Raw genomic sequence first — 16,148 nt, forward strand, 5'->3', positions numbered from 1 at the left:
GCGGGTCAACCGGCTGAGGCCTGCTTCCCGGCCTTGGCCGCCGCCTTCATCTCCTGCTTGTGCGCCCGCACCTTGGCCAGTGACTCCGGGCCGGTGATGTCGGCGACGGAACGGAAGGACTTCGGTTCGCCGTAGGCCCCGGCCGCCTCCCGCCAGCCCTGCGGCCGCACGCCGAGCTGTTTGCCGAGCAGCGCGAGGAAGATCTGGGCCTTCTGCTTGCCGAAGCCGGGCAGCCCCTCCAGCCGTTTCAGCAGCTCCTTGCCGGTCTCGACGCCGTCCCAGACGGCGCTCGCGTCACCGTCGTAGTGCTCGACCAGGTACTGGCACAGCTGCTGGATGCGCTTGGCCATGGATCCGGGGTAGCGGTGGACGGCCGGTTTCTCCGAGAGCAGGGCGGCGAAGGCCTCCGGATCGCGGGCGGCGATCTCGTGGGCGTCGAGATCGTCCGCGCCGAGCCGGTCGGCGATCGTCCGGGGCCCCTTGAACGCCCACTCCATGGGCACTTGCTGATCGAGCAGCATCCCGACCAGCGCGGCGAGCGGCGAACGTCCGAGAAGCGCGTCGGCCTCGGCGTCCTGAGCGAGGTGAAGGGTGACGTCCATGCCCTCGATCATGCCGCTTCCGCGGCGGGGCCGCCCGCCGGTGCGCGGCGCCGCCCTCCCGGCCGTCAGCGCGCCTGCCAGTACCCCAGCGCGTGCACCCGCTCCTTGGGGACGCCCAGTTCCTTGCGCACGTACGCCGAGAGCGTCCGGGTCGTGCGGGCGTCGCAGGTGATCCAGACGTACGGGTGCGGGGTGGCCTTCAGGACGTCGGGCAGTTCCGCCCTCACCCGGTCGACCAGCGCCGCCCCCGAGTCCTGCCGGGGCACGTGCCGTATCTCGTGCCGTGCCGGGTCGGTGTGGAAGGGGAGGGTGTCGTCGCCGCCCTCGAACCAGACGGTCGCCGGGGCCGGGCCGAGGGCCGCGAGGAGGGAGTTGATCGCCGGGAGGGAGGCCGGGTCGCCGATCGCGAGGACGTGGGAGGGGGTGGGGGCCGGCTGTTCGAAGCCGGTGCCCTGCACGGTGGCCTCGATGGTGTCGCCGGGCTTCGCCGCCCGCGCCCAGTCGCTGGCGGCGCCCTCGTGCAGGGCGAACTCCAGGGCGAAGGTCCCGGCGGCCGGGTCCGGGGCGACCAGCGTGTACGCCCGCTGGTGCGGCTTGTCCGCGTTGGTGAACCAGAGCCGGATCCACATGGTCGGGTGGACGCCGGTCGCGGCGAGCAGGCCGCCGTCGGTGAGGTGCAGCCGTCGGTAGTGCGGGGTGACGTCCTCGGCGTCCGTGACGGTGAGCGTGAAGTCCTTCGCCCGCATCAGTCTGAGGACCGCGCCCTCCCAGCCCCGCCCCTGCGCCATGACCTCTCCACCCCTCGCGTACGATTCCTGCACCGATTGATTAGGTAAGGCTAACCTAAAGCACAGAGGGGCCACAGGGGTGAAGAGCGAGACCGACAGACCCGACGGAGTTTCCCGTCCTGAGGGCGTCTACCGGGACGCCTGGGGCATCCCCCACCTGCGCGCCCGCGACGCCCGCGACCTCGCCCGCCTCCAGGGGCTGGTCACGGCGCGCGACCGCGCCTGGCAGCTGGAGGTCGAACGGCACCGCGCCCGCGGCACCTCGGCGTCCTTCCTCGGCCCCGAGGCCCTCCCCTGGGACCGGTTCGCCCGCCGCGCCCGCCTCGACGACACGGCCCGGCGCTGCTTCGCGACCCTGGAGGAGCGCGACCCGGAGACCGCCGACTGGGTGCGATCGTACGTCGACGGCGTCAACGAGGGCCTGGCCGTGACCGCCGACGGCCTCGACGACCGCCCGCGCGGGACCGACGGCCGCACCGGGGAAGTCCCGGACGGCGGACCCGCCCCCGAGTTCCTGCGCCTCGGTCTCGCCCCCGGCCGCTGGGACCCCTGGACCCCGCTCGCCGTCTGGCTCTCCACCCACATCCTCTTCGCCGGCTTCCCCGCCAAGCTGTGGCGCGAGGAGGCCGTGCGCCACCTCGGCGAGGAGGCCGTGGGCCTGTTCGCCACCGACGGGCCCGGCACCTCCGGCAGCAACGGCTGGCTGGTCGGCGGGGAGCGGACCGGCACCGGCCAGGCCCTCATCGCCGGTGACCCGCACCGCTTCATCGAGGACCCCGGCGTCTACCAGCAGATCCGGCTGGCCTGCGACGAGTTCGACGTCGTGGGGCTCGCCGTGCCCGGCATCCCCGGCATCGCCCACTTCGGCCACACCGGCACCGTCGCCTGGGCCATCACCAACGCCATGGCCGACTACCAGGACCTCTACCGCGAGCGGCTGCGCCGCACCGGCGCGGGCGTCGAGGCGCTGGGTCCGGACGGCACCTGGCGGCGGGTCGCCCGGCACACCGAACCCGTCCGCGTGGCGGGGGAGGAGACCGTCGAGGTCGAGATCCTGGAGACCGAGCGCGGCCCGGTGATCGCGGGCGGTCCCGAGGGCCTCGACGACGGCACCCCGCTCGCCCTCGCCCTGCGCTACCCGCCCCGCGTCACCGGCGACCTGGGATTCTCCGCGCTGCTGCCGCTGCTGAGGGCCCGCCGCGTCGCCGACGTCGACCGCGCCTTCGACGTCTGGGCCGAGCCGGTCAACGTCGTCCAGGCCGCCGACACCGAGGGCGGACTGCTGCACCGGGTCGCCGGCCGCGTACCGGTCCGCGCCGAGGCCAACCGGACCCGGCTCGTCGCCGCCTGGGAGCCCGGGCACGAGTGGACCGGCTGGCACGAGACGCCCCGCGCCGGACTGGACGACGGCATCGCCGTCATGGCCAACCAGCGCGGCCCGGCCGCCCCGCTCGGCGTCGAGTTCGCCCCGCCGCACCGCGCCGACCGCATCCGGGAGCTGCTGCGGGAGCGCCGCGAGTGGTCCGCCGACGCCATGCCCGCGATCCACACGGACACCTACCTGGCCTCCGCCGCACCCCTGCTGGACCACCTCGCCGCCCTCGACGGCCTCACCGGCCCGGCCGCCGACCTCCGCGACCGCCTCCTGCGCTGGGACCGCCACATGGACGCCGGCAGCCAGGACGCGGCTCTCTTCGCCGCCCTGCGCAGCGCGCTCGTCCGCCGCCTGGCCGCCCAGCCGGCCTTCGCCGCCCTCATCACCCCGCCCGCCTACCCCGAGGTCCTCCTGCCCTGGCTGGCCCTCGTCCCCCGCATCGGCTTCGCCCTCGAACACCTCCTGCGCGCCGACGAGCTGTACGGCATCGACCGGCACGCCCTGGTCAGGGAGGCCGTCGACGAGGTCGCCGGGCAGCCGGCCGCCCGCTGGGGCGACACCCACCGCCTCGCCCCCTGGCGGGCGCTGCCCGACCCCGTGCAGGAGGGCCCCGCCCTCTCCGGCGACCACGACTGCGTGCTGTGCACCTCGGCCGTGCCCGGCTGGACCGACCTCGCCGCCCGCGGGCCGGCCGCCCGCTACGTCTGGGACCTGGCCGACCGCGGGAACAGCCGCTGGGTCGTGCCCTACGGCGCCTCCGGCCACCCGGGCAGCCCACACCACCACGACCAGCTCCCCCTCTGGCTCACGGGCGAGCTGGCCCCGGTCGTCACCGACTGGGAGCACCTCGAGAAGGAGAGCGATGTCTGACCGGTACGTGCACGAGCAGAAGGTCGACGGCTTCGGCACCGTCGGCCTCCGCCCCCTGGACGCCGAGGGCGACGCCGACGTCGTCCACGGCTGGGTCAGCGAGGAGAGGGCCGTGTTCTGGGGCATGAACGGCCTGACGCGAAACCAGGTCGCGGAAATCTACGCCCACATGGCCGGGCTCGACACCCACCACGCCTTCCTGGCCGAGCTGGACGGCACCCCGGTCGGCCTGTTCCAGACGTACGAGCCGACCGCGGACCGGGTGAGCGAGTGCTACCCGGCCGAGCCCGGTGACATCGGCGTCCACCTGCTGCTCGCCCCCGCCGGCGAACAGGAGGCACGGCCGGGCTGGTCGTCGGCCCTGATGGACGTCTTCACGTCGTACGCCCTGCTCGGCCTGGACCGGCGCCGCATCGTGGTGGACCCGGACGTGCGCAACGTCAAGGCCATCACCCGTTTCCTGCGGCGGGGCTTCGAACGCGGACCGGTCGTCACCCTGCCGGAGATCGACCTGCCCGACGTGTACCTGCCCGAGAAGAAGGCGCAACTGGCGTTCCTCAGGCGGGAGGTAGCCTTCCCCGGGTGACCTCCCAAGGCCCCGTGACCGCCGAAGACCTCGTCGCCCACTACGGGATGGAGCCGATCCCCCGCGAGGGCGGGCTGTTCCGCCGTACCTGGTCGGGCCCCGAAGGGCCTGACGGCCGACCCGCCGGATCCGCGATCGTCGCCCTGCTCACCGCGGACGACTTCTCCGCCCTGCACCGCCTGCCCACCGACGAGGTCTGGCACTTCTACCTCGGCGACCCGCTGGAGCTGCTGCTCCTCGCCCCCGACGGCACCTCGCGCACGGCCGTGCTCGGCCCGGACGTCCTCGGCGGGCAGCAACCGCAGCTCACCGTCCCCGCGCGCACCTGGATGGGCGCGCGGGTGACCGCGGGCGACGCCTGGACCTTCTTCGGCTGCACCATGGCCCCCGGTTTCACCTACGCGGACTACGAACACGGGGACGCGGCCGACCTCACGGCGCGCCACCCGGACCGGGCCGCCCTGATCACGCAGCTCTGCCGTCCATGACGTCGCTCCCGGGCCGGGCGGCCCCGATCACGGGAGCGAGCGGTGGACCCGGCCGGGGCACCGCGCTGCGGTGCGGGGCCACGGCCCGGACGACGCGGTGAGCAGCACCCGGCCGCCGTCCGTACGTATACCCGAGCACACGAGTCCCAGGTACGGAGCGGTGACGTGAGCGAAGGGCGCGATGGCGGACGACGACCAGGCGGTACGGCACGGACCTCCGGACGCGGTGACCGACGACTTCAAGGGCTGGTGCTGCTGGGCGCCCTGCTGGTCCTGCTCCTCTTCGCAGGCGCGGGCCAGGCGTCGGCCCACGCCGCCCTCCGCGGCGCCGACCCCGCCGACGGGTCCGTCGTCAAGACCGCTCCCCGCAGCATCACCCTGACCTTCACCGAGTCCGTCGGCCTGCTCGACGACTCCTTCCGCGTCTTCGACCCCGGCAACCGCCGGGTCGAGACGGGCAGGGCACGGCACGCGGACGGCCGGCCGGACACCGCGCGGGTCACCCTGCCCGGGAAGCTCGGCACCGGCACCTTCACGGTGGCCTGGCGGGTGGTGTCGGCGGACAGCCATCCCATCGCCGGCGCCTTCACCTTCTCCGTCGGCGCACCGTCCGCGACCCGGGCGCCCCTGTCCACCGGTCCGGTCGAGGATCCGGCCACCGCCGGCCTGTTCAAGATCGGCCGCTATCTGGCGTACGGGGCGGCGGCCGTCCTCATCGGCACCGCGCTCTTCGTCGCCGTGTGCCGCCCGCCCGAGGTCCGCCCCCTGCGCAGGCCGCTGGTCGCGGCCTGGTCGGTGTTCACCGGCTCGACCGTCCTGCTGCTCCTGCTCCGCGCCCCCTACGAGACGGGGGCGGGCCCGGCCCAGGCACTCGACCCGTCCGGCCTGACCCGCACCCTGTCCGGCCGCCCGGGCATCGCCCTGGCGGTACGGCTGGCCCTGCTGGCGGCGACGGCCGTCCTTTTCCTACGGCAGCGCAGGCGCGAGCGGCTCTCGCCCGCGACCCTCGCCGCCGCCTCCGTCCTCGCCGTGGGTCTCGCCCTGACCTGGGCCGCCGCCGAGCACGCGTCGGCGGGCATCCAGGTCCCGGCCGCGATGACGTCCTCGGTGCTGCACCTGCTCGCGATGGCGGCGTGGCTCGGCGGCCTGACGGCCCTGCTCACCCTCCTCCGCCGCGGCGCGCTCCCGGCCGCCGTCGCCGCCCGCTTCTCCCGGCTGGCCGCCGCCTCCGTCGCCGTCCTCGCGGTGACCGGCGTCTACCAGTCCTGGCGCGGACTCGGCTCCCTCGACGCGCTGACGGACAGCTCCTACGGTCGGCTCCTCCTCGCCAAGCTGGCCGCGGTGGCGCTGCTGCTGACGGCGGGCACGCTGTCCCGCCGGTGGACCGGACGCCTGGCGAGAGCGGAGACCGCGGCGACCGGGGACACGCAAGAGACCAGAGCGACGGAAGGAACGACGGCGGTGGAGACGGAGGCGAAGGCGAAGGTGACCGTGGACGTGGGCGCGATGAACCGCGCACCGGTACGGGAACGCGTCCCCCAGCCGGCCGGCGGCCCCTCCCTGCCGGACGAACCCCCGGCGGGCCAACCGCCGCTCACCCCGGCCGAGGACGCCCACCGCCGCGCCCTGCGCCGTTCCGTCCTGGCCGAGGTCGTCGTCTCCGTCGTGGTGCTCGGGTTCACGACCGTCCTGACGGGCACCCTGCCGGCCCGCGCGGAAGCAGAGGCGGCCACCGCAGAGCAGTCCGCCGGCCTGCCCGTCGCCTCCGTCACCACCATCCCCTTCGACGCCGGTGCCACCGGCGGCCGCGGCACGGTCCAGATCACCCTCGACCCGGGCCGCGTCGGCGACAACTCCGTCCAGGCCGTGGTCTACGGCCCCGACGGCGGCTTCGCCGACATCCCCGAGCTGCGCCTGTCCTTCACCCTGCCCAGCCAGGACGTCGGCCCCCTCGACGCCGGGCTCACCGACCGCGGCGGCTACTGGAGCGCGACCTCCGTCAACCTGCCCATCGCCGGAGACTGGGAGATGAAGGTGACGGTCAGGACATCGGAGATCGACCAGGTCAGCGAGACGAGGAAGGTACGCATCCCGCGCTGACCGGCCCCGGGCCGAGAACACGAGGACCGCTGCCGGCGTCGTCCCGACGGCCGCCCCGAAACCGACGAAGGCCCCGACCGGCGAACCGGTCGGGGCCTTCGGCCTGCCCTGACGGGCGGAGGCAGCGGATACGTGGCCCGGCTACGGGAACGAGCCGGCACACGGTCTCGTCCGCACGACGGTGAACGGGACCGAAGGAGACGGAAACCGAGTCGGCCGCACTCCTCGTCGCGGCACCGGGGACGGCCCGCGGCCAGTTGCCCCGCAGCCGTCGTCACGCGTGGGGCTAAGCAGCCCAGGGCCGCGTCGCACGCATGCCCGAGGTGGGCTCCTGCGTGTCATCGAGCGGCAAGGTCTCTTCCCCGAAGTCGGGGGCCTGGAAGGGGTTCGTCGTCGGAGGCGGCGGTGCCGCGGCGGAGTATCGGGGTTGCCCTTCCAGGGCGGAGAACAGCGACGTCAGATCGATGAGAGGTCTCTCTTTCATGGCAGGCCCCGGAAAGGGCCTGGTGTGCCGTGACCGGGCACAGCGGTCCTACAGCTTGGTCATCTTCGCGTACGGGCTCAGGATCCGCATCTGCGCCGAACCGAAGTCCACGAGCGCCGCGATGCCGTCCTCGATGCCGATCACCCGGCCGAGGCCGTACACGTCGTGCGTGACCTGGTCGCCCAGAGCGAAGTGCTTGGGAGCCGGTGCGACCGGGGCCTTGAAGGGGCTGGTCGGCAGATGACGTTTCGGTGCAGCAGGCTTTGTCATGACTCAGTATGAGCCTACGCGCACCCCGTTCGCTGTGGCCGTCGGCACAGATTTGCGCGGGAATCACCGCGTCACGCCACTGACCTGGCAGTTTCAAAACCCGGAAGACCAAGCTCGACAGCCGCCGTCTCCATGACGCTCGCCACAACGCCGCGACCGTCCGTCGACAGAGATCCAGCGGAGACGCACAACGTCGAAGGGCTCCACCGCAAGCGGTGGAGCCCTTCGACAACGTGCCCGGTGAGGCACTGGCGGAGGATACGAGATTCGAACTCGTGAGGGGTTGCCCCCAACACGCTTTCCAAGCGTGCGCCCTAGGCCTCTAGGCGAATCCTCCGCCGGAAACATTACATGACCGAGAGGAGTGCTCGCGAACTCGTTCCCTGCCCCTGGCATCGGGTAACCTGGGCGCAGCCCCTCACGCGGCGCTATCTGACTGAACTCCCCCAGGGCCGGAAGGCAGCAAGGGTAGGTCGGCTCTGGCGGGTGCGTGGGGGGCGCTTGCGTTCCCGGGAGTGCGTTCCCGAGCGTGCGTTTCGGGCCCGGCTCGGGCGGGTCCGGTTGTCAGTGGGCGCCTATAACCTCGTATGCGTGTCGTCTCTCGCGCTGTACCGCCGCTACCGCCCGGAGTCCTTTGCCGAGGTCATCGGGCAGGAGCATGTCACCGACCCGCTGCAGCAGGCGCTGCGGAACAACCGGGTCAATCACGCGTACCTGTTCAGCGGGCCGCGTGGATGTGGCAAGACGACCAGCGCGCGCATTCTGGCCAGGTGCCTGAACTGCGAACAGGGCCCCACGCCGACCCCCTGCGGGGAGTGCGACTCGTGCCGCGACCTGGCGAGGAACGGGCCGGGTTCCATCGACGTCATCGAGATCGACGCCGCCTCGCACGGTGGTGTGGACGACGCCCGTGACCTGCGGGAGAAGGCCTTCTTCGGGCCCGCCCGCAGCCGCTACAAGATCTACATCATCGACGAGGCCCACATGGTCTCCCCGCAGGGTTTCAACGCCCTGCTCAAGGTCGTCGAGGAGCCCCCGGAGCATCTGAAGTTCATCTTCGCGACCACCGAGCCCGAGAAGGTCATCGGGACCATCCGGTCTCGTACGCACCACTATCCGTTCCGGCTGGTGCCGCCCGGCACCCTGCGGGACTACCTCGGCCAGGTGTGCCAGAAGGAAAACATCCCCGTCGAGGACGGCGTGCTGCCGCTCGTCGTGCGGGCCGGTGCCGGGTCCGTGCGTGACTCGATGTCCGTCATGGACCAGCTGCTCGCCAGCGCCGGCGCGGACGGTGTGACATACGCCATGGCCACCTCCCTGCTGGGCTACACGGACGGCTCGCTGCTCGACTCGGTCGTCGAGGCCTTCGCCACCGGTGACGGGGCGGCCGCCTTCGAGGTCGTGGACCGCGTCATCGAAGGGGGGAACGACCCGCGGCGCTTCGTCGCCGACCTCCTCGAGCGCCTGCGCGACCTGGTGATCCTCGCCGCCGTTCCCGACGCGGCGGAGAAGGGGCTCATCGACGCCCCGGCCGACGTCATCGAGCGGATGCAGGCCCAGGCCGGCGTCTTCGGTGCCGCCGAGCTCAGCCGCGCCGCCGACCTCGTCAACGAGGGCCTCACGGAGATGCGCGGCGCCACCTCGCCCCGCCTCCAGCTCGAGCTGATCTGCGCCCGCGTCCTGCTGCCCGCCGCCTACGGCGACGAGCGCTCCGTCATGGCCCGCCTCGACCGCATCGAGCGCGGCGTGCACTTCACCGCGGGCGCCGCCACCGGCATGCCGCCCATGGGGTACGTGCCCGGACCCGAGGCACACGGGGCAGCGGCGGCGGTTCCCGCCGGCGGCGCCCCCGTCCCGCCGGGAGGAGGCGCCGCGGCCGCCCGCGCGGCGGTACGGGGCCCGGCCGCCGGGCAGTCCCAGGCGGCAGCACCGGCCGCGGCTCCGGCCACCCCCGCGCCCCCCGCTCCCGCCCCGGCTCCCACGCCGACTCCCGCCCCTGCACCGGCCGCCGCGGCGCCGGCCGCGCCCGCTCCGGCGCCCTCTTCCGCACCCGCCGACGCCGGTCCCCCGCCTGCGGCGCCCTCCGCCTCCGCCCCCGCCCCCGGCGCCTGGCCCACCGCCACCGCCGCGGGCAGCGGACGCCGCCCCGGCGGCTGGCCCACGGCCGCTCCCGCGGGCGGCGGCGCCCGCCCCGCGGCGACTCCCGCGACCCCGCCCGCCGCGCCTGCGGCCACCCCCGCGCCGACCGCCCCCGCGGCCGCGGCGTACGCGCCGCCCGCGGGCGGCCTCGACCCCCGCACGCTCTGGCCCAACATCCTGGAGGCGGTCAAGAACCGCCGCCGCTTCACCTGGATCCTGCTCAGCCAGAACGCGCAGGTCACCGGCTTCGACGGCACAACACTCCAGCTCGGCTTCGTCAACGCCGGCGCCCGTGACAACTTCGCGAGCAGCGGCAGCGAGGACGTGCTGCGGCAGGCGCTGGCCGAGCAGTTCAACGTCCAGTGGAAGATCGACGCGGTCGTCGACGCGTCCGGCGGCTCCGCACCCCCGTCGACGGGCGGCTTCGGCGGTTCCACCGGCTACCCGGGCGCGTCCGGCCCCCCCGGATTCGGCGGAGGCGGCGCCCCGAGCGGCGGCTACGGCAGCCCCGGCGGTTCCGGCGGCTATGGCGGTGGCGGTTCCACCCCCCAGCCCGCCGCCTCGCTCGCACCCACCGCCCCCGGCCCGGCCCCGGCCCGGTCCGCGCCCCCGGCGGCTCCCGCCCCCACTTCCTCACCTCAGGCCTCCTCCGCCCCGGAACCCGTGGCCCCCGAGGACGACATCCCCGAGGACGACGACCCCGACCTCAACGAGTCGGCCCTCTCCGGCCGTGAACTGATCGTGCGCGAGCTGGGCGCGACGGTGGTCGAGGAGTTCACCAACGAGTAGGGGGGCCGTGCCGCCGGAGGCCGACCCGCTACCTCCGCGGGTCATCCGGCGATCCCCCCGTCGGGCGGGCCGGAGCCCTCGTCGGAGCCCCCACCGCCCCCTCCTCTTTGGAGGAACCCACAGCTCGGCCACGCCACCGCCTTCGGAAGCCCGCACAAAGCGCCCGGGCCGACGGCGGCTAGGCTGACCCCTGTGAACGTCCTCGTCATCGGCAGCGGCGCCCGCGAACACGCCCTGTGCCGCTCACTGTCCCTCGACCCCGCCGTCACCGCGCTGCACTGCGCCCCCGGCAACGCCGGCATCGCCGAGGTCGCCGAGCTGCACCAGGTGGACGCCCTGGACGGCGGGGCCGTGGCCGCGCTGGCCGCGGAGCTCGGCGCCGACCTCGTGGTCGTAGGCCCCGAGGCCCCCCTCGTCGCCGGGGTGGCCGATGCGGTGCGGGAGGCGGGCATCCCGGTCTTCGGCCCCTCCAAGGAGGCCGCGCAGCTGGAGGGCTCCAAGGCCTTCGCCAAGGACGTGATGGCCGCGGCCGGCGTCCCGACCGCCCGTTCGTACGTCTGCACCACCCCCGAGGAGGTGGCCGAGGCCCTCGACGCCTTCGGCGCGCCGTACGTCGTCAAGGACGACGGACTGGCCGCCGGCAAGGGCGTCGTCGTGACCGGCGACCTCGAGGAGGCGAAGGCGCACGCCGCGGGGTGCGAGCGTGTCGTCATCGAGGAGTTCCTCGACGGCCCGGAGGTCTCCCTCTTCGCGATCACCGACGGCGAGACGGTCGTCCCGCTGCGGCCCGCACAGGACTTCAAGCGCGCCCTCGACGGCGACGAGGGCCCCAACACCGGAGGCATGGGCGCGTACTCCCCCCTGCCCTGGGCCGATCCCAAGCTGGTCGACGAGGTCACGCAGACCGTCCTCCAGCCGACCGTGGACGAGATGCACCGCCGCGGCACGCCCTTCTCGGGGCTGCTGTACGCAGGCCTGGCGGTCACCAGCCGGGGCGTACGCGTCATCGAGTTCAACGCCCGTTTCGGCGACCCCGAGACCCAGGTCGTCCTGGCCCGTCTGAAGACCCCGCTCGCGGGCGTCCTGATGGCGGCCGCCACCGGCAACCTCGCCGACCTGGCGCCACTGCGCTGGAGCGACGAGGCAGCCGTCACGGTGGTCGTCGCCTCGCACAACTACCCCGGCACCCCACGCACCGGCGACCCGATCACCGGCCTCGACGAGGTGGCCGCCGAGGACGCCCCGCACGCCTACGTCCTGCACGCCGGCACCAAGCGCGACGGCGACACCGTGGTCAGCGCGGGCGGCCGGGTCCTCTCGGTCACGGCGACCGGCAAGGACCTGGCGGAGGCCCGTGAGCGGGCGTACCGGTCCGTCGCGCGGATCCGTCTGGACGGCTCCCAGCACCGTACGGACATCGCGGCGAAGGCGGCGGCGGACGCGGCGACGCACGCCTAGCCCGCTTCTGACCAGGTACTTTCCAGCCCCACGGCCGGCCTCTTCCAGGCCCCGGATCCAGCAGGGAACCCCCCATGGAATCCGGGGCCTGTCCCTTGCCCACAGTCATCCACCTTTCCCCAAAGCCATTCCATCGAGTGAGCGCTGCCCCATCCGGCTGACGGGGGCCGAAGGGCCAACTAGGGTGCGGCGCAAGCATTCCGGCACTTGGCCCACCGGCATTGCGATGTCAGTGGCGGGTGCCACAGTGGGGGAGTGAGCAAGACCAGGAGAGCCAGGACTGCGGGGAGGGGGTGAGGTCCGGTCGTGACCGGTATGGGAATGGAAGCGGGCGCACAGGCCGCGAGGGCCCGGGCGCTGGCCGTGCTGCGCATCCGCGGCCGGGCGCTCGCCGTCGCGCTGCTGCCCGCGGCGGCCGCGGTGATCCTGCTGGCGGGCGACTCCACCGGTCACCTCGTGGGCCCCGGCTGGGACGCGGCCCGCTGGACCGTGTCCGTGTTCGCGATCCTCGTGCTGCTCGCCGCCGGCGTCGTCGCCCTGGTCGTCGCCCGCGCCCGTCCCGCGGTCAGCCCGACGGTGGCGATCTCCGAGAGCGCGGCCCCCGACCTGTACCGACTGGTGCGCGACCTCGCCGACCGGCTCGACGTCCCCGCGCCCTCCGCGATAGCGCTCACCCCGGACTGCGACAGCTGGCTGGAGGACCGCGCCCACCCGGCCCACGGCCCGCCGGTGCCCCGGCAGGACGAGATAGCGGGGCCGGGCCGGCACCTCCACCGCCGTACGCCGACCGCCCCCGTGCTCGTCATCGGATCCCCGTTCCTGTGGTGGATGAGGGTGGGCGAGCTGCGCGCCGTCCTCGCGCCGGTCGTCGCCGGCACGGGCCCCTCGGCGCACCCCGACATAGCCGCGGCCCGGCGTTTCGTACGCGGGCTGGACGCCGCGGTGGCCGTCTCCGCCGATCGCGGACGCTGTCCCGGCGTGCGCCTGGCCTGCAAGGGCATCGGCCGGGTCGCGCGGCTGCTGCTGCGCGGCTGCCAGGTCCATGCCGTGGAGATGGAGCGAGGGGTGGCCGCGGCGGCCGCCGAACGCGCCCAGGCGGTGGACTACGGCCTGCGGATCGTCGCCCAGGAACAGGTGGGGCTGGCGTACGCGGGCTGGGACCGTCTCCTCACCCGAGTGGCGCTGCCCGCCTGGCGGATGGGCCGCTGGCCGTCCCGGCTGGACGCGGGCGTCGTCGCCGCCCTGACCGAGCTGTCCCGGCGCGATCGCCTGGCCGAGGGCTTCGCCTCCCGCCTCGGCGAGCGCCCCGCCTGCGACCTGCTCGAAGAGCCCGGCCTGGTCGACGAGGCCACCTCCCTCCTCGCCGCCCGCCTGTTCCACGGCGGCCCCCCGGAGCCCGGCCCCGACTGGTCCCCGGTGGGCTGGCAGGAGTACCCGGAGGAGGTCGTGGACCGCAAGTGGCGCTCCGACGCGGCCCGCCTCCACCGCGTCCTGGACGCCCTGGGCGTCCGCCGCATCCCCGATCCCACGGCCCCCGCCGCCGACGGCCCCACGCTGGCCCGCGTGCTGAACCACCTGACGGGAGGAGGCGACGGCACCGCTCCCACGGCCCCCACCTGGGGCACCCCACCCCCGCCCCACGGCGCCGACGCCCCGCCGCCCTCCGCAGACACCTTCACCCCTGCCGACGGGGAGGAAGATCTCCCCGCGCCCAACCCCCGCAGCGCCGCCCTCGCAGCCCGCCTCGGAGCGGAGCTGGCCCGCGAGGAGTCCGAGGCCGCGATCCCGGCCCCCGCAGGCCCCCCGGCGCCCGGGCAGGCCCCCGACACGGCCGCGCTCTGGGACGGCGGGATCCTCCCGCTCTTCCCCCTCCAGCCCCCACGCACCGACCGCGAACTGCTCACCGACCACGTCACCGCGATGGTCTGCTGCGCGGCGATGGACACCGTGGGAGCCACACCCGGCCTGGACTGGCTCGACGGCCCGACCCTCCTGGTCGACGGCGAGCGCGTGAGCGACCTGACGCCCCACGTCCTCAGTCTGGTCGAGGACGGCGACGCGGCCCCGCTGCGCGGCTGGCTGGTGGAGCTGGGGATACGCCCGGAGAAGCCGGTACGCCTCGGCTGAGCGGAACCGCGGCGGCCCGACGCCCGCCTCGGAGCTCTCGATTCCACTTTCAGCCAATTCACAACGAAACGTGACCGTCTGAGCGCGTCATGTGATGTGCTGGGACCATTCGCGCCCATGGCATGGGCGAGCGACATAGGACAACCACACAAACCACCGGCACCACAAGCGCCACGGACAACAGGGACGCCCGCCACAGGCCACCAGCCACCACGGCGGACCACCGACCGACACCACCACTGGCACGACGACCACGGGGGCCAAGGGAGGGGAGCACACCATGGGACAGGACCACATCCGCCGGTGGGAGTCCGGAGCGCTGGCGCACGCCGTGACGGATCCCTTCGGGCAGGGCCCGCTCCCCTGGCTGCGCGGCAGCGAGACCTACTTCGACGACACCGGCCAGGTCGTCCCCTGGTACGTCGACCCGTCCCCGGCCCCCCCGGAAACGGCCCCGCGCATCCCGGCCCCGCGCAGCGCCGGAGGCCCCCGCTCCGCGGACGACGTGCACCGCCAGATCAAGGGCTACATCTCCACCGGCGCGGTCGCACCGGGCGACGCGGTCGACTTCCACATCACCGTCGACCCGCCCCAGGAGTTCAGCGTCGACATCTACCGCATCGGCCACTACGACGGCGACGGCGCAGCCAAGATCACCACCAGCCCACGTCTCTCCGGCATCGTCCAGCCCCCACCCCTGACCGCCGACCGTACGGTCTCCTGCCACCACTGGTGGCTCTCCTGGCGCCTGCAGGTCCCGTCGTACTGGAACGTCGGGGCGTACGTCGCCGTCCTCACCACTGCCGACGGCTACCGCTCCCACATCCCCTTCACGGTCCGCGACACCCGCCCGGCCGACCTGCTCCTGCTGCTCCCCGACATCACCTGGCAGGCCTACAACCTCTACCCGGAGGACGGCCGCACCGGCGCGAGTCTCTACCACGCGTGGGACGAGAACGGCCGCCTGCTGGGGGAGTCCCAGGCCGCCACGACGGTCTCCTTCGACCGCCCGTACGCCGGCTCGGGCCTCCCGCTCCACGTCGGCCACGCCTACGACGTCATCCGCTGGGCCGAGCGCTACGGCTACGACCTCGCCTACGCCGACGCCCGCGACCTGCACACCGGCCACGTCGACCCCACGCGCTACCGGGGCCTGATCTTCCCCGGCCACGACGAGTACTGGTCGCAGGCCATGCGCCGCACCGTGGAACGGGCCCGCGACAGCGGCACCTCCCTGGTCTTCCTCTCCGCCAACACCCTCTACTGGCAGGTGGAGCTGGGCCCGTCCCCGTCGGGCGTCCCCGGCCGCCTGCTGACCTGCCGCAAGCGCAGGGGCCCGGGCCGTCCCGCCCTCTGGCGCGAGATCGACCGAGCCGAGCAGCAGTTACTCGGCATCCAGTACGCGGGCCGGGTCCCCGAACCACGGCCCCTGATCGTCCGCAACGCCGACCACTGGCTGTGGGAGGCGACCGGCGCCCACGAGGGCGACGGGATCGAAGGCCTGGTCGCCGGCGAGGCCGACCGCTACTTCCCACGCACCCCGCTCCCGCCCCACGAGAAGCGCACCCTCCTGGCCCACTCCCCGTACACCGACAGCGAAGGCGTCCTGCGCCACCAGGAGACGTCCCTCTACCGCGCCCCCTCCGGCGCCCTCGTCTTCGCCTCCGGCACCTTCGCCTGGTCCCCGGCCCTCGACCGCCCCGGCCATGTGGACCCCCGCATCCAACGCGCCACGGCCAACCTCCTGGACCGCATCTGCAAACGCGATTGACGACCGACGGCTGGAGCTCAGCCCGCACCCGCTGACGCACCGGAACGGTGACGACACCAGCGCGCAGCCGGAACGCTCCCGCACTCTCCCGGCAGCCGGACCGGTCACGGCACCGGTGCGCGGGCCCGAACGCCCCCGCACCCGCCCGCGGCTCAGGGCGCTGGTGCGCAGCCAGGACGCTCCCGCACGCCGCCCGCGGCGTGGAGCGGGGGGGGGGGGGGGGGGGGGGGGGGGGGGGGGGGGGGGGGGGGGGGGGGGGGGGGGGGGGGGGGGGGGGGGGGGGGGGGGGGGGGGGGGGGGG

11 protein-coding genes, 1 tRNA gene and 1 other RNA gene are annotated in these 16,148 nt (G+C 74.3%); 9 read left to right on the top strand and 4 right to left on the bottom strand.

Annotated features, from left to right (window positions below; genetic code table 11):
- Positions 1-5: 5 nt before the first annotated feature.
- On the bottom strand, positions 6-602 hold the full coding sequence (locus ACIHAR_RS35955; RefSeq protein ID WP_365465657.1) for an HhH-GPD-type base excision DNA repair protein: 597 nt from the start codon (positions 600-602) through the stop codon (positions 6-8).
- A gap of 65 nt (positions 603-667) precedes the next feature.
- The gene (locus tag ACIHAR_RS35960; RefSeq protein ID WP_365465660.1) at positions 668-1,390 is read right to left on the bottom strand and encodes a siderophore-interacting protein; all 723 of its coding nucleotides are present in this window, start codon (positions 1,388-1,390) and stop codon (positions 668-670) included.
- 79 nt (positions 1,391-1,469) lie between these two features.
- On the opposite strand from ACIHAR_RS35960, the gene ACIHAR_RS35965 reads away from it, so the two are divergent.
- From ACIHAR_RS35965 to ACIHAR_RS35980, 4 genes are all read left to right on the top strand, one after another.
- Entirely contained in the window at positions 1,470-3,635 is a 2,166-nt protein-coding gene (locus ACIHAR_RS35965) for a penicillin acylase family protein (protein WP_400023411.1), read from the top strand.
- Complete coding sequence (locus tag ACIHAR_RS35970; protein ID WP_365465666.1) at positions 3,628-4,221, top strand: GNAT family N-acetyltransferase; 594 nt, start codon at positions 3,628-3,630, stop codon at positions 4,219-4,221. Before ACIHAR_RS35965 ends, ACIHAR_RS35970 begins: the two co-directional genes overlap by 8 nt.
- Positions 4,222-4,268: 47 nt before the next feature.
- Positions 4,269-4,709, top strand: a complete 441-nt coding sequence (locus ACIHAR_RS35975) for a cupin domain-containing protein (protein ID WP_400023421.1) — start codon at positions 4,269-4,271, stop codon at positions 4,707-4,709.
- Between the two features lie 249 nt (positions 4,710-4,958).
- Positions 4,959-6,809, top strand: a complete 1,851-nt coding sequence (locus ACIHAR_RS35980) for a copper resistance protein CopC (protein WP_400023422.1) — start codon at positions 4,959-4,961, stop codon at positions 6,807-6,809.
- A gap of 532 nt (positions 6,810-7,341) precedes the next feature.
- On the opposite strand, the gene ACIHAR_RS35985 is transcribed toward ACIHAR_RS35980, so the two are convergent.
- Entirely contained in the window at positions 7,342-7,563 is a 222-nt protein-coding gene (locus ACIHAR_RS35985; protein ID WP_365465669.1) for a hypothetical protein, read from the bottom strand.
- A gap of 249 nt (positions 7,564-7,812) precedes the next feature.
- A tRNA-Ser gene (locus ACIHAR_RS35990) sits at positions 7,813-7,900 on the bottom strand.
- Between the two features lie 72 nt (positions 7,901-7,972).
- On the opposite strand from ACIHAR_RS35990, the gene ffs reads away from it, so the two are divergent.
- From ffs to ACIHAR_RS36015, 5 genes are all read left to right on the top strand, one after another.
- Positions 7,973-8,071: signal recognition particle sRNA small type (gene ffs, locus ACIHAR_RS35995), an RNA gene on the top strand.
- A gap of 83 nt (positions 8,072-8,154) precedes the next feature.
- On the top strand, positions 8,155-10,491 hold the full coding sequence (locus ACIHAR_RS36000) for a DNA polymerase III subunit gamma and tau (protein WP_400023412.1): 2,337 nt from the start codon (positions 8,155-8,157) through the stop codon (positions 10,489-10,491).
- A 192-nt stretch (positions 10,492-10,683) separates the two neighbouring features.
- Positions 10,684-11,949 carry a phosphoribosylamine--glycine ligase gene (purD, locus tag ACIHAR_RS36005; protein WP_365473075.1) on the top strand — a complete coding sequence of 422 codons (1,266 nt, stop codon included), beginning with the start codon at positions 10,684-10,686 and terminating at the stop codon, positions 11,947-11,949.
- 315 nt (positions 11,950-12,264) lie between these two features.
- Positions 12,265-14,076: a hypothetical protein gene (locus tag ACIHAR_RS36010; RefSeq protein WP_400023423.1), complete on the top strand. Its 1,812-nt coding sequence runs from the start codon at positions 12,265-12,267 to the stop codon at positions 14,074-14,076.
- Between the two features lie 280 nt (positions 14,077-14,356).
- Positions 14,357-15,847 carry a N,N-dimethylformamidase beta subunit family domain-containing protein gene (locus ACIHAR_RS36015; protein WP_400023414.1) on the top strand — a complete coding sequence of 497 codons (1,491 nt, stop codon included), beginning with the start codon at positions 14,357-14,359 and terminating at the stop codon, positions 15,845-15,847.
- The last annotated feature ends 301 nt before the right edge of the window (positions 15,848-16,148 follow it).

This window comes from Streptomyces sp. NPDC052016 (assembly GCF_044548445.1).
Taxonomy (GTDB): domain Bacteria; phylum Actinomycetota; class Actinomycetes; order Streptomycetales; family Streptomycetaceae; genus Streptomyces.